Source organism: Halorientalis sp. IM1011 (assembly GCF_001989615.1).
GTDB lineage: Archaea > Halobacteriota > Halobacteria > Halobacteriales > Haloarculaceae > Halorientalis.
The window spans coordinates 249,777-263,239 of sequence record NZ_CP019068.1 but is presented as its reverse complement, the minus strand read 5'-3'; the positions used below and the strand labels follow the sequence as shown (position 1 = coordinate 263,239).

The window sequence follows — 13,463 nt, the reverse complement described above, 5'->3', positions numbered from 1 at the left end:
CGACTTCGACACATCGATAGAGGGGAGTCGCCTGTCGGAATCCACACGCCGGAGCAGTCCCGACGGTACATATATGCCACAGGCACTACAGGGTCCTAGGAACATCCGCGAACCAATCGAGGGCCCGTAATGTCGAGCCACTACATCACGTCGGCGGACCATCTCCCCGAGGAGTCACAGGCCGAAACCACGCTACAGATCACCGACGCCCAGACGAAACGTATCTTCGAGGCACGCGTCCGGATCGCACAGGATCCCGACGACCTCACCGACCCGGAACCGGTGACAGTCGTCGCCGGGCCACACGAGAGCGTCAGCGAAACCAGATACATCGAATTACTCGACGAAACCGACGCGACGGGTCTCGACGAAGAGTTGTTGACCCGGTTGGCGACCGAACAGGAGACCACCTCGAACATCCTCAACACGCGGTCCGACGACCTGAGCGTACTTCTGCGATATCTCGTCGAGACGGGCGAGTACGAATCGACCGCCGACGCACTCCGCGAGATCGCCTTCGACCACCTCGCTTCCGAACGACCGGCCCTGCTCGACACCTACGCGGAGGTCCGTGACGAGTCAGACGACGACCCGCTCGGGCGTGCGCTCGGGGAACAGGAGTGACCGATGTCCGTCGACTCGTTTCGCGACTATCTCGACTCGCTCGAAGAGACTGGCTGGACTCGGACCGTCGAGCAGCCGGTGTCGTGGGACCTCGAAGCCAGTGCGGTGACGATGCTCGCCAACCTTCGTGACGGGCCGATTCCCGTCTTCGAGTCGATCGCAGGGCTGGAGACGGAGACGACACTGGTCGGCGATCCCTACCGCGGTCCCCGTGCTCGCCCCTGGGAGCACTTCGCCCGGGCGCTGGGGTTTTCGGACGGGCTGTCGGGGCGCACGTACTACGACCGGGTGATCGACCGGCTGCACACGCCGACGGAGCCACGGGTCGTCGATCAGCGGGACGCTCCCTGCAAGACGACGATCCGAACCGGTGACGACGTCGACCTGCTGTCGTTCCCGTGGCCGTACATTCACGAGGGTGACGGGGGACGCTACTCCAACCTCCACACCATCGTCGCCCCGGATCCCGACACGGAGTGGGGGCGCTGGTCGAGCCACCGGATGATGCTCCACGACGATTCACAGGCCAGTCTACTGCTGCTGGCCGGGGAACAGGTCCCCAACCGCTACTACTACGACTACGAACCCCGGGACGAACCGATGCCGATCGCGGTCGTCGTCGGCGCGGAACCCACCGTCGAGTGTACCGCCGACATGTGGATACCGACGGGTCGGAGCGAGGCCGCCTTCGCAGGCGGGCTCAAGGACGCGCCCGTGGATCTCGTCGAGTGCGAGACCAGCGACCTGTACGTTCCGGCGACGGCCGAGCTGGTACTGGAGGGGCACGTCCGGCCCGGCGACCGACTCGACGAAGGGCCCTTCGGCGACTACTTCGGGTACATGAACGGGCCGCGGCGGTCTATGCCGGTGTTCGAGGTCGACGCGATCACCCACCGGCAAGAACCGCGACTGCCCTTCTGCGTCGAGGGCACCGGCGTCGGCTACGGGCAGAACTCCTCCAGCACGCTCCGGGTCGCTGCGGCCGGTCCCGACGCGACGGTCGGACTCAGGGCCGCCGGATTCGACGTCGAGCTGGCGGTTCCGTGGCGGTTCACGTCCCGGACCGTCTGGGTCATCTCGACGGAGCGTCCCTATCCGGGTTATCTCCACGAACTCGCGAACTTCATCTTCACGACGTGGGGGATGCTCCACATCGACTTCTTCGTCTTCGTCGACCCCGACGTGGATCCACTCGATCCTCGCGCGGTGCTGTCGGCGATCGCACTCGACGCCGATCCGGACGCCGACTTTCACCAGTTCGGCGTCGAACGGATGCCGAAAGTCCCGCTCAACATCTACCAGACGCCCGACGAGAAAGGCAGCGCGGACGTGGGAACCTCGAAGGCCAAGACCGCCAAAGCCTACATCGACGCGACTACCGACGGTGACCCGGTGGAGTCGACCGCGGCCGCCGAAACCCGGAAGCGGGCCCAGGAACGCCTCGTCGAGGCGGGACTGGACCCAGCGCAGTTCGACCGTCTCGACGAGCGGGAGGGTGAGTCGCGATGATTCCGTTCGCGCAGTACGTCCACGGACTGGCCGGCGACGACGACCTCGTGTCTCTCGACGGGCCGTTCGACGTTCCGGTCGACGTCCTCGCGGGCGAGGCGCTCCGTGCGAGCGGGCCGGCGCTTCGGTTCGACCGTCCCGACGGAATCGACCTGGCGAGCGGCGTGTTCAGCGGCGCGGACCTGATGCAGCGACGCGACGCTCGCCCGTGGTCGCGGCTCTCGCTGGGACTCGGGTTGGATCCCGAGGCGACGCTGGTCGCCCTCCTGGAGACGATCAGCGACCTCGGGCCGGTGGGCGGGCACCCGGAGCCGACGTACACGGGCCAGTCGGCGTCGGGGACGGACGCGGACGTACAGGACCTCGGATTCCCACAGGGCGAACACGATACCTGGCCCGTGATGACGCTCGGTATCGCGTCGGTCTCGACCGCCGACGGAACCCATTGGGCCCCGATCCACGGCTCCGTCGTAAGCGGGGACAAACTCAGAGTCCGCGTGCCCGACGCCCTCCCGTCGCTCGTGAGCGAGGGGGCGACGATCACGATCGCACTCGGCGTCCCGCCGGCCGCTATCACGACCGCCTACCTGCTGACCGTCACCGAGCGCGTCGACACGCCGATCCAGTCCTGTGGGGTGGCTGGTACCGTCCCGCTCGTGCCGACCAACGGCGGGCTCGTCCCGAGTACGACGGAAGTCGTCGTCGAGGCGACGATCGCGGACCGGCAACCGGACTTCCGTTCCGACCGTCGGGAAGCCTGGGAGTACGTCGTCGAGAGCGGGGCGCTCTCGCTGTCGGTCGAGCGTGTCCTCGCCACCGACGAGCCGGTCGTCCCCGTGTCGCCCGTCGGCCGGCCGCTCGCCGACGACCTCCAGCTCACGGGGTTGACGACGGCGGCGGCCCTCTACCACCGGGTCAACAACTACTGGGGTATCTCGCCCGTCGAGTGGCTCCTGGTGCCGGCGGAAGCCGAACTCGGGATCTGTGTCGTGGCCAGCGACATCCTCTACGCCGGCTTCGAGTGGCAACTCGCGAACATCCTCTTCTCGTTCTCGTCGCTGTTCGACACGGTCGTCGTCGTCGACGAGGACGTGCCGCCTCACGACTTCGGCCGAGTCCTGGCCGACATCTGGCTGAAAGCCCACCCCGCGCGCGACTGGACGTTCAGCGACCCGGACGCACCGGCAGCGACACGGCCCCGGTACCGCCGGGACGGCGAGACGGGCTCGCGCCTCTACGTGAACGCGGCCTGGGACCCCCGCTGGGAAGACACCTACATCGCACCACGTGTCACGTTCGAGAACTCGTTCCCGAGCGTCGTCCGCGACACGGCACAGGCGCTGTGGGCCGAATACGACGCCAACTGACCCCGTCCGTGAGTTCGTCGCCGGCCGAATCTGACCTTGACATCCTCACCGAAAATAAATATAATATAGTCTAGTGGTCGAAAACAGGTACGTTTACGCAACACTGCAGTCAATTAATACCGTTGTGGGTACTAATACCATATTCTACTCAATGTTTACAAGTAAGAAATTAACCAATACAGTTATATCAAAAACTCCTATCCCGAGCGGTGTATGGTGACCAGCCACAACCTCCAAGATTACGAACGGGCGCGGGAAGAGTTCTCGTGGGACGACATCTACGCGGAGGCCGACTGGGACGCACCGGCCGAACTGAACATCGGGCACGAGGTCGCCGACCGCCACGCCACCGACCGTGGGCAGGTCGCGCTCTATCAGGTCGGGACCGACGGGGAGCTGACGACGATGACCTTCTGGGAACTGGCCGACCGGTCGAGCCAGTTCGCCAACGTCCTCGACGCTCTCGGCGTCGAGCAGGGCGACCGGGTCTTCTCGTACATGCCTCGGATCCCCGAACACTACGTGGCGCTGGTCGGGACGCTCAAACACGGCGCCGTCTGGGGGAGCGTCAACGAGCGGTTCGGGCCCGACGGGATCTCCTACCGCCTCGACGACTGCGACGCGAAGGTCCTCGTCACCACGACGGACAACCGCGACACGGTCGAAGACGCGCTGGACGACGCGCCCACGGTCGAACACGTGATCACCGTCGACCGCGGCGGCGGCGCACCCACCGACGACGTGGTCTTCAACACCGCGCTGGACGAGGCGAGCACGGAGTACGAGGTAGCCGAGACTGGCGGCGAAGACGACGCCTTACTGTACTACACCTCCGGGACGACCGGCCTCGCCAAGGGTGTCCTCCACAAACAGCGCTGGATCGCCGGCGTCGCAGCCACCCAGAAGTACGCCGTCGACCTCCAGGACGGCGACCTCTACTGGTCGACCGGCGACCTGGGCTGGCTGACGGGCGCGATCAACACGCTCGGAGCCTGGTACTGGGGCACCTCGCTGTTCACCTACGAGGGCGAGTTCGATCCCGAGGAGTGGGCCGACCTGCTCGACGAGTACCCGATCAACGTCCTGTTCTCGGTCCCGACGGCCTACCGGATGCTCCGGGAGAACGAGGCGGTACTCGCCGACGCCGATCTGGACCTGCGACACGCGCTCTCGATCGGCGAACCGCTCAGCGCCGGCGTCGTCGAGTGGGGTGAGGACGAACTCGGCGTCACCATCCTCGATACGTACGGCCAGACCGAGACGGGGAACATGATCATCAACAACTACCCGACGATGGAGCTTCGACCCGGGTCGATGGGCAAACCACTGCCCGGCATCGAAGCCGACATCGTCGACCCCGAGACGGGCGAGGTCATGGAGCCCGGCGAGACCGGCGAAATCGCCCAGCGTGGCGACTACCCGTGTTTCTTCGCCGAGTTCTGGAACAAACCCGAGAAGACCAAGAAGGCCTTCGTCGACGGGCCCGACGGCGAGTGGTACCTCTCGGGTGACCTCGCGCACAAGGACGAAGACGGCTACTTCTGGTTCGAGGGGCGGGCCGACGACGTGATCCTCTCCTCGGGCTACCGGATCGGGCCGTTCGAGGTCGAGAGTTCGCTGGGCGAACACGCCGCCGTCGCGGAGGCAGCGGTCGTCCCCAAACCCCACGACGAGCGGGGGAACATCGTCAAAGCCTACGTCGTTCCGAGCGATAGCGCCGAACCGTCCGAGAGTCTCAGTGAGGACATCCAGACCCACGTGAAAGAAGAACTCTCGGCCCACGAGTACCCGCGCGAGATCGAGTTCCGCGAGGACCTTCCCAAGACGGTGACGGGCAAGATCCGCCGGACCGAACTGCAGGACGACGCCGAGGACGAAGCCGACGTCGAGGCCTGAGACGCAGCAGGAGAGACAATATACAATGAATTTCGACACGACGCAGGAACGTTCGATGATTCGGTCGACCGCCGAGGACGTGGCGGCCGAGTACGGACCCGAGTACTGGCGCGAGAAAGAGGAAGCCGGGGAGTTCGCCCAGGGGTTCTGGGACGAACTGGCCGAAGCCGGCTTCCACGGCCTGCTCGTCCCCGAGGCGTACGACGGGGCCGGCATGGGCATGCAGGAGATGGGACTGGCCATGGAGACCCTCTGTGCCGAGGGCTGTGGCATGGCCGGCACCTGGTACCTGGTACTGACCGCGGGGATGGCCGCCGTCGGCATCCGCGAGAACGGCACCGAGGAACAGAAGGAGACCTACCTGCCGGACATCGCGAACGGTGAGCGAAACTTCTCGATCGGGATCACCGAACCCGAGGCCGGGACGAACACGCTGAACGTCGCGACCCGCGCGGAGAAGGACGGCGACGAGTACGTCCTCAACGGACAGAAAGCGTGGATCACCTTCTCGGATCGGGCCGACAACATGATCCTCGTCACGCGCACGACGCCACGCGAAGACGTCGACCGCGGGACCGACGGGATCAGCCTGTTCATCATCGACATGGACGACCCCGGGATCGACGTCGCGCCCATCGACAAACACGGCATCAACTACTCCAAGTCCTGTGAGGTCTTCATCGAGGACGTACGCGTCCCCGAGGAGAACCTGCTGGGCGAGGCAGACGAGGGGTGGTGGGCGCTGGTCGACATGCTGAACCCGGAACGGATCGGCTTCTCGGCCGCCGGCACCGGCATCGGCAAACTGGCCGCCGACACCGCCATCCAGTACGCCAACGACCGCGAGGTGTTCGACGCGCCCATCGGCAGCCACCAGGCCGTTTCGTTCCCGATCACGCAGGCCTACGCGCGTATGGAGACGGCGTCGCTGATGCGTGAGAAGGCCTCGTGGCTCTACGATCAGGGCGAGGAGTGTGGCTACGAGACTAACGTGGCCAAGGCCACGGCCGTCAGCGCCGGCATCGAGGCGGTCAAGCAGTCGATGCAGGCCTTCGGCGGCTGGGGCTACGCCAAGGAGTACGACGTCGAGCGCTGGTGGCGCGAGATCAACCTCACGCGGCTGGCCCCGGTCTCCCAGCAGATGGCGTACAACCACATCAGCCAGGAACTCGGTTTCCCCAAGTCATACTGATGTTCGAGAAAGTTCTCGTCGCCAACCGCGGGGAAATCGCGGTCCGCGTGATGGCGGCATGCGAAGAGTTAGGTATCGAGACGGTCGCCGTCTACAGCGACGCCGACCGGTCTGCCGGCCACGTCGAGTACGCCGACGAGGCGTACAACGTCGGGCCGGCACCCGCGAGCGAGTCGTACCTCGATCAGGCCGAGATCGTCGACGTGGCACAGCGGGCCGAAGCCGACGCGATCCACCCCGGCTACGGCTTCCTCGCGGAGAACGCCGAGTTCGCCGCTCGGGTCGAGGCCGCCGACGGGATCACGTGGGTCGGCCCGCCCAGCGACGCGATGGAGACCTTGGGCGAGAAGACGAAAGCCCGCACCGTCATGCAGGACGCCGGCGTCCCGGTCGTTCCCGGGACGACCGAGCCCGTCGACGACCCCGCCGAGGTCCGGGAACTCGGTGAGGAGTACGGCTATCCCATCGCCATCAAGGCCGAAGGCGGCGGTGGCGGCCGCGGCATGAAGATCGTCCGGAGCGAGGCCGAAGTCGAGGACGCGCTGGAGAGCGCAAAGCGCGAGGGCGAGGCGTACTTCGACAACGACTCGGTCTACGTCGAGAAGTACCTCGAAGCCCCGAAACACATCGAGGTGCAGGTGCTCGCGGACGAACACGGCAACGTCCGCCATCTCGGCGAGCGTGACTGCTCGCTCCAGCGCCGCCACCAGAAGGTCATCGAGGAAGCCCCCAGTCCGGCGCTGGACGCCGAGTTACGCGAGGAGATCGGCGAGGCCGCCCGGCGGGGCGTCGGCGAAGCCGGCTACACGAACGCCGGGACCGTAGAGTTCCTCGTTGAAGACAGCGTTGCGTCGGAGACGCAACGAGGGGAAGGCGGCGCAGCCGCCGAACCGGAATTCTACTTCATGGAAGTGAACACCCGGATCCAGGTCGAACACACCGTCACCGAGGAGGTGACCGGGATCGACATCGTGCGCTGGCAGCTCCGGGTCGCCGCGGGCGAGGAACTCGCGTTCGCACAGGACGACGTGGAGATCGAGGGTCACGCCGTCGAGTACCGGATCAACGCGGAGAACCCGGCCGCGGACTTCGCACCCACGCCGGGGCCGTTGACGACGTACGATCCCCCGAGCAGTATCGGCGTCCGGCTCGATCACGCGGTCACGCAGGGCGACGAGATCGGCGGCGACTACGACTCGATGATCGGGAAACTCATCGTCACCGGCGAGGACCGCGAGCACTGTCTGAGCCGGTCGCGACGCGCACTCGACCACTTTACCGTCGAGGGCGTCCACACGACGATCCCGTTCCACCGGTTGATGCTCGACGACGAGCGCTTCGTCAGCGGCGAGCACACCACGAAATACCTCGATCAGGAACTCGACGACAGCGATCTCGACGCGGCGGTCGAGCGCTGGGGTACCGACGAGATCGGTGGTGACACCGGGTCGGCGTCGACCGACGAGATCGCCGTCGAGGTCGACGGGAAGCGCTTCGACGTGGTCGTCGAGGACGGCCTCCCGCGGGCACCGACCGGTGGCGAGGCGGCTGGCGGCTCCAGCGGCGGGAGTTCCGGCGGCTCGTCGGGTAGCACCACCCCGGACGTGGCCGCGGCGGGTGCGATCACGGCCGAGATGCAGGGAACCATCCTGTCGGTCGAGGTCGAACCCGGTGACGAGATCGCAGCGGGTGACGTCGTCTGCGTGCTGGAGGCGATGAAGATGGAGAACGACGTGGTGGCCTCCGGCGGCGGGACCGTCGCGTCGGTTCCGATCGCCGAGGGCGACTCCGTGGACATGGGCGACACGCTGGTCGCCCTGGAGGAGTGACCATGCGAATCAGAATTCCGGACGACACGACCGAATCGGAGGCACAGGCCATGGCCGAAGCGCTGGCGACCCACTTCGAGGACGACGTGATCCTCGTCGTCGACAGCGGCGACGAGGTCGGCAGTGCCAGCTACGACGGCGCGGAGCGAGACGCGACCGAAGAACAGGTCGAGGCCGATCTCGGACCGACCGAACGCGAGGAGACCCTGATCGAGGAGATCGAGGAGATCCTCCAGGGCGGTCCCGAAAAGTACAAAGAACAGTTGCCAGAGCAGGGGAAGCTGTTCGTCCGCGATCGGGTCGACCTCTGGTTCGGTGACGACTTCCTGTTCGAGGACGGCAAGTTCGCGGAGTTCGACGCCGAGGACCAGCTCCCGGCCGACGGGCTCATCACCGGGGCCGCGGAGTTCGAGGGCCGCGACCTGCACTTCATGGCTAACGACTACACGGTCAAACGCGGGTCGATGGCTTCCAAGGGCGTCGAGAAGTTCCTGCGGATGCAACAGCGGGCCCTGAAAACGGGCCGTCCCGTGCTCTACCTGATGGACTCCTCGGGCGGTCGGATCGACCAGCAGACGGGCTTTTTCGCCAACCGCGAGGGCATCGGGAAGTTCTACTACAACCACTCGATGCTCTCGGGGCGCGTCCCGCAGATCTGCGTGCTGTACGGCCCAAGCATCGCCGGCGCGGCGTACACGCCCGTCTTCGCGGACTTCACGGTCATGGTCCGTGGGATGAGCGCGATGGCCATCGCCAGTCCCCGGATGGTCGAGATGGTCACCGGCGAGGAGATCAGTCTGGAAGACCTCGGCGGCCCCGACGTTCACGCGAAACACTCCGGGAGCGCGGATCTGATCGCCGAGGACGAGGAACACGCCCGCGAACTCGTCGCCAAACTCATCGGCTACCTGCCCGACAACGCCGACGAGGACCCGCCACAGACGGAGGGAACGTCGCCGAAGTTCTCACCCGAGGGCATCGACTCCATCGTCCCCCAGGAACCGAACAAGGGCTACGACATGTTCGACGTGATCGACCGGGTGGTCGACGCCGGGTCCACGCTCGAACTGCGGCCCGAGTACGGCAAGGAGATCATCACCTCGTTCGCCCGGATCGACGGCCGGCCGATCGGCATCGTCGCCAACCAGCCCAACCATCGGGCCGGTGCGATCTTCCCCGACGCCGCCGAAAAGGCAGCCCAGTTCATCTGGACCTGTGACGCCTACAACATCCCGCTGTTGTACCTCTGTGACACGCCGGGATTCATGGCCGGGTCGGGCGTCGAGAAGGAGGGAATCCTCGAACAGGGCAAACGGATGATCTACGCCACGTCCTCGGCGACGGTGCCCAAACAGTCGGTCGTCGTCAGGAAGGCCTACGGCGCGGGGATCTACGCGATGTCCGGGCCGGCCTACGATCCCGAATCGACCATCGGTCTTCCGAGTGGCGAAATCGCGATCATGGGCCCGGAGGCGGCGATCAACGCCGTCTACGCCCGGAAGCTCTCCGAGATCGACGACGAAGACGAACGCGCACAGCGTGAGCAGGAACTCCGCGAGGAGTACCGCGAGGACATCGACATCCACCGGATGGCCAGCGAGGTCGTCGTCGACGAGATCGTCCCGCCGAGTGACCTCCGGGAGGAGCTGACGAACCGCTTCGCGTTCTACGAGACCGTCGAGAAAGACCTCCCGGACAAGAAACACGGAACCATCCTATGACAGGGAAGTACTACGAGGAGTTCGAGGTCGGCGAGACCATCGAACACGAGAAGCGACGCACCGTCAGCGAGCGCGACAACCAGCAGTTCTGCGACATGACGATGAACCAGCAGCCGTTGCATCTCGACGCCGACTTCGCGGCCGACACCGAGTTCGGCGAGCGACTGGTCAACGGGCTCTACACGATGAGTCTGGCCGTCGGCCTGACCATTCCGGACACCACCGACGGCACCATCGTCGCGAACCTGTCCTACGACAACGTCGAACACCCGAATCCGGTGTTCCACGGCGATACCATCCGCGTTCAGTCGACCGTGACCGACAAACGCGAGACCAGCGACGGCGAGCGTGGAATCGTGACGATGCACGTCGAAGTGTTCAAGGTAAACGCCGAGGAGGAACCGCTCGTCTGCGAGTTCGACCGCACGGCACTCTCCTTGAAACGCGAACACGCCGAGTGACGACGGCGGTCCACGCGGACGAACCACCCCTCGAACCCGGCTATTCGGCAACGCCGACGATCCAGCGCCATCGCTGCTCGAAGGTTCCGTCGAGGGAATCGAGGAGTTCGCGGGCTTTCGCGACGCGTTCCTCGGTGTCCAGGTTCGGATAGAGGCGCGCGGCCATCGCGGGAATCGCGTGGAAGAGCCGCAAATTCGCGGCGGTCGTCGAAAACCGCCAGGTGCCCGTCGTGATCGCGAACGCGTCCGCGAGGGCGTCCCGGACCTCAGTTGCACCGGCCGGGGAGCGCGACTCGCGGTCGAGGCCTTCGAACACGTCTTTCCCGTCGGGCCGGACCCAGCCCAGCGGTGCGACGGCTCCGACCACGCCACCAGATCGGAGGACTCTGGCGGCTTCCCGAACTGCAGGTTCGGGATCGGGGACCAGAAAGAGCGAGGCAGTGAACGCGACCCCGTCGACCGACCGATCGACGAGGGGCAACTGGTCGAAATCGGCCTGGAGACGGGTGGGAGATTCGATTTCGGCCATCATCTCGCGGCTGATGTCGAGGGCGATCGTGTCCGTCGCCATCTCGGCAACCACGCGCGTACTCACGCCCGTCCCTGCGCCCGCATCGAGGACGGTCCCGAAACCGCCGTCCGTGCGAGCGCGCATCTCGGCGGCGAGCAGTTGCGCGAGCGCAGTGAAGCGATTGGTCCGTCGTTCGTAGGTCGAATATGCGTCGACGCTGGCGTCGAAGTTCCGCCGGACGACGTCCTTCATATCGGACGCACGACCGACCGCCGAATAGGTGTTCCCGTTGGGTGTCGCCTCTCACTCGATGGGTGCCAGTTCCTCAGATTCGATTTGCTCCCACACCTGAGACCCCTCCTCGGTGATCCCGTATACACGGCCCTTCCGGCGGTCTTCCGAGACCAGCAGTTCGACGAGGTCTCGTTCGCGGACCCCCTGCAGTGCCCGCGAGATATGTGCGATTCCCAGGTCAGCGTCGGTGGCGATTTGCGACGGTGTTGCGGGACCCTCGGAGAGGCGGCGCAACACTGCAACTCGGTATTGGGAGCTTATCACGAAACTGACTTCGTTCCAGTCTGGGTTCATTAGTGTTCAGATCCTTGCGCTGGGGCGCTCTCTGACCGATGATTCGGTCCCAACGTCCATGAACAACCATATAATCGTATGTACGTGGTAGTTGCGGACTGGAGATACTGACGCCGTGAAAAACGACTCGACGACGCCCCGCCAACACATGACATCCTCCGCGCCGTAAACGGCGCGGTTTCCCAAGCGTTGGGATATTATGGTTCGCGGTTCGCCTGTTCTTGTGGGGCTACTCGCCCCGTGGATTTATCGAACAGGCGCACCGCTGGCTGTGCCATCCAGCCGTTATCCCTATCTCCCCCGTCACAGGCGAGACTCGGGAGTACCTTCTGTCGGATGTTTTCTGCTCCATTCACGTCGGCGTTGGCGACCATTCCACACGCCTCACAGACGTACAGCCCACGTTCGACGCGCTGGCTGTCGTCGGTGGTTCCGCAAGACGCACAGGACTTGGACGTCCCACGTTCATCCACGCGCTCCACGCTGATGCCGCACTCGGCGGCTTTGTATTCCAGCATTTCGATGAAGCGGTCGAACGCCCACCCGTGGAGGTCCAGATTGCCGTGGTCGCTCCAGTCGGTTCCCTCGCGGATGCCCGACAGGTCGCCCACGGCAATCGTCCCGACATTGCGGGCGGCACACTCGGCCACCATATCCGCTGAAACAGCGTGCAAGAAGTGGTCACGTCTGCCCCGGCGCTTCCGGTCCAGTCGTCGTGCTTGGCGGGAGTCGCTGTCGTCGCACTTTGCCCGCTCTTTCTGGAAGTAGTAGTCGTCCTCTTTGAGTGTGCCACCGGGGTACAGTAGGGCCTCGTCACCGACCGCGACGGCGGCGAAGTTGCAGATGCCAAGGTCGATGCCCGCTGCTCGGTCGCCGGGTGGGTCCGGGTCGCCCGTCTCGACACGACAGACGATGTGCAACTCCCACTTGTCGCCAGTCCAGACCGCCCGGACCTGCTGGACGTTCTGTACGGCCACATCCGTGTCAACGGCGTACTCGCAGAGAACGAAGTCCGACCACGACTCTTTGAGATTCGCCCCCTTCGAGAGTCGAATCCTGTTGTGGTCGGGGTCATGCTTGAACCCGTCCTCTTTGAACGTTATCGTCGAGCGCGGGTGGTCGTCGCCGTGCTTGCGGTAGCCGGGTGAGTTCGCGTCCTCGTTACCGTTCTTGCGGTGGGCGTACCACGACTCGAACGCTTCAGCCAATTCTTCGAGAATTGCCTGACTGGATTGTGCGTTCAAATCCGCGTAGCGTTCGTGACTCTTGAGGTAGGCTTTGAGAACACCGTGGTCTGGAATCGTCCCGGTTTCGTGCCAGATGCGGTCGCAGGTCCACCGGGCGACGTTCCAGAGTTTCGAGGCGGCGAACCCAAGCGAATCGAGGTCGTCACGTACCTGCTGGTGGTTGCGAATGGACGCAACGTAGGTACGCGTGACCTGATTCGCCATACATAGCCTGTGACGGGCTGGCTACATAATGGCTTGCCGACCGGAGTGGAAGTGGAATATTCGGCCCGGCAGACCCGCGCGGACTGTGGCACCGGGCGTACGCGATTCACGCCCGGTCGTCAGATTACATCTGACTGGCAATCAGAAATCGCGGATTTCTGATGACGGCCTGAAGGCCGGGATTCTCTCGCTGAATCAAGATAGAGAGACGGGAGCGGTGCAGGTTGCCCGATAACTGTGCGAATTATATACAATCGTCCGGGCGGCGGTGAGTAATTTGCTACTGTCCCCCATACTCTCATCACACTGCCAGG

11 protein-coding genes are annotated in these 13,463 nt (G+C 64.9%); 8 read left to right on the top strand and 3 right to left on the bottom strand.

Features of this window, described 5'->3' with window-relative positions:
- Nucleotides 1-129 precede the first annotated feature (129 nt).
- From BV210_RS18765 to BV210_RS18730, 8 genes are all read left to right on the top strand, one after another.
- Entirely contained in the window at nt 130-624 is a 495-nt protein-coding gene (locus tag BV210_RS18765; protein WP_077208319.1) for a ubiD operon protein, read from the top strand.
- 3 nt (nt 625-627) lie between these two features.
- The gene (locus tag BV210_RS18760; RefSeq protein ID WP_077208317.1) at nt 628-2,133 is read left to right on the top strand and encodes a UbiD family decarboxylase; all 1,506 of its coding nucleotides are present in this window, start codon (nt 628-630) and stop codon (nt 2,131-2,133) included.
- The gene (locus tag BV210_RS18755; RefSeq protein ID WP_077208316.1) at nt 2,130-3,500 is read left to right on the top strand and encodes a UbiD family decarboxylase domain-containing protein; all 1,371 of its coding nucleotides are present in this window, start codon (nt 2,130-2,132) and stop codon (nt 3,498-3,500) included. Before BV210_RS18760 ends, BV210_RS18755 begins: the two co-directional genes overlap by 4 nt.
- A 213-nt stretch (nt 3,501-3,713) precedes the next feature.
- On the top strand, nt 3,714-5,396 hold the full coding sequence (locus BV210_RS18750) for an acyl-CoA synthetase (RefSeq protein WP_077208314.1): 1,683 nt from the start codon (nt 3,714-3,716) through the stop codon (nt 5,394-5,396).
- A gap of 25 nt (nt 5,397-5,421) precedes the next feature.
- A complete protein-coding gene (locus BV210_RS18745) occupies nt 5,422-6,588 on the top strand; it encodes an acyl-CoA dehydrogenase family protein (RefSeq protein WP_077208313.1) in 1,167 nt (388 codons plus the stop codon).
- Nucleotides 6,588-8,417, top strand: coding sequence for an acetyl-CoA carboxylase biotin carboxylase subunit (locus BV210_RS18740; protein WP_077208311.1), 1,830 nt, complete (start codon nt 6,588-6,590; stop codon nt 8,415-8,417). Before BV210_RS18745 ends, BV210_RS18740 begins: the two co-directional genes overlap by 1 nt.
- Nucleotides 8,418-8,419: 2 nt before the next feature.
- On the top strand, nt 8,420-10,138 hold the full coding sequence (locus BV210_RS18735) for an acyl-CoA carboxylase subunit beta (protein WP_077208309.1): 1,719 nt from the start codon (nt 8,420-8,422) through the stop codon (nt 10,136-10,138).
- On the top strand, nt 10,135-10,599 hold the full coding sequence (locus BV210_RS18730) for a MaoC family dehydratase (RefSeq protein ID WP_077208307.1): 465 nt from the start codon (nt 10,135-10,137) through the stop codon (nt 10,597-10,599). Before BV210_RS18735 ends, BV210_RS18730 begins: the two co-directional genes overlap by 4 nt.
- Before the next feature lie 40 nt (nt 10,600-10,639).
- Here the strand turns inward: BV210_RS18730 and BV210_RS18725 are convergent, their stop codons facing one another.
- From BV210_RS18725 to BV210_RS18715, 3 genes are all read right to left on the bottom strand, one after another.
- Complete coding sequence (locus tag BV210_RS18725; protein WP_077208305.1) at nt 10,640-11,362, bottom strand: class I SAM-dependent methyltransferase; 723 nt, start codon at nt 11,360-11,362, stop codon at nt 10,640-10,642.
- A gap of 51 nt (nt 11,363-11,413) precedes the next feature.
- A complete protein-coding gene (locus BV210_RS18720) occupies nt 11,414-11,698 on the bottom strand; it encodes a winged helix-turn-helix domain-containing protein (protein ID WP_077208304.1) in 285 nt (94 codons plus the stop codon).
- Between the two features lie 197 nt (nt 11,699-11,895).
- Nucleotides 11,896-13,149 (bottom strand): RNA-guided endonuclease TnpB family protein, encoded by a 1,254-nt coding sequence (locus BV210_RS18715; protein WP_077208303.1) that lies wholly within the window; start codon nt 13,147-13,149, stop codon nt 11,896-11,898.
- Nucleotides 13,150-13,463 lie beyond the last annotated feature (314 nt).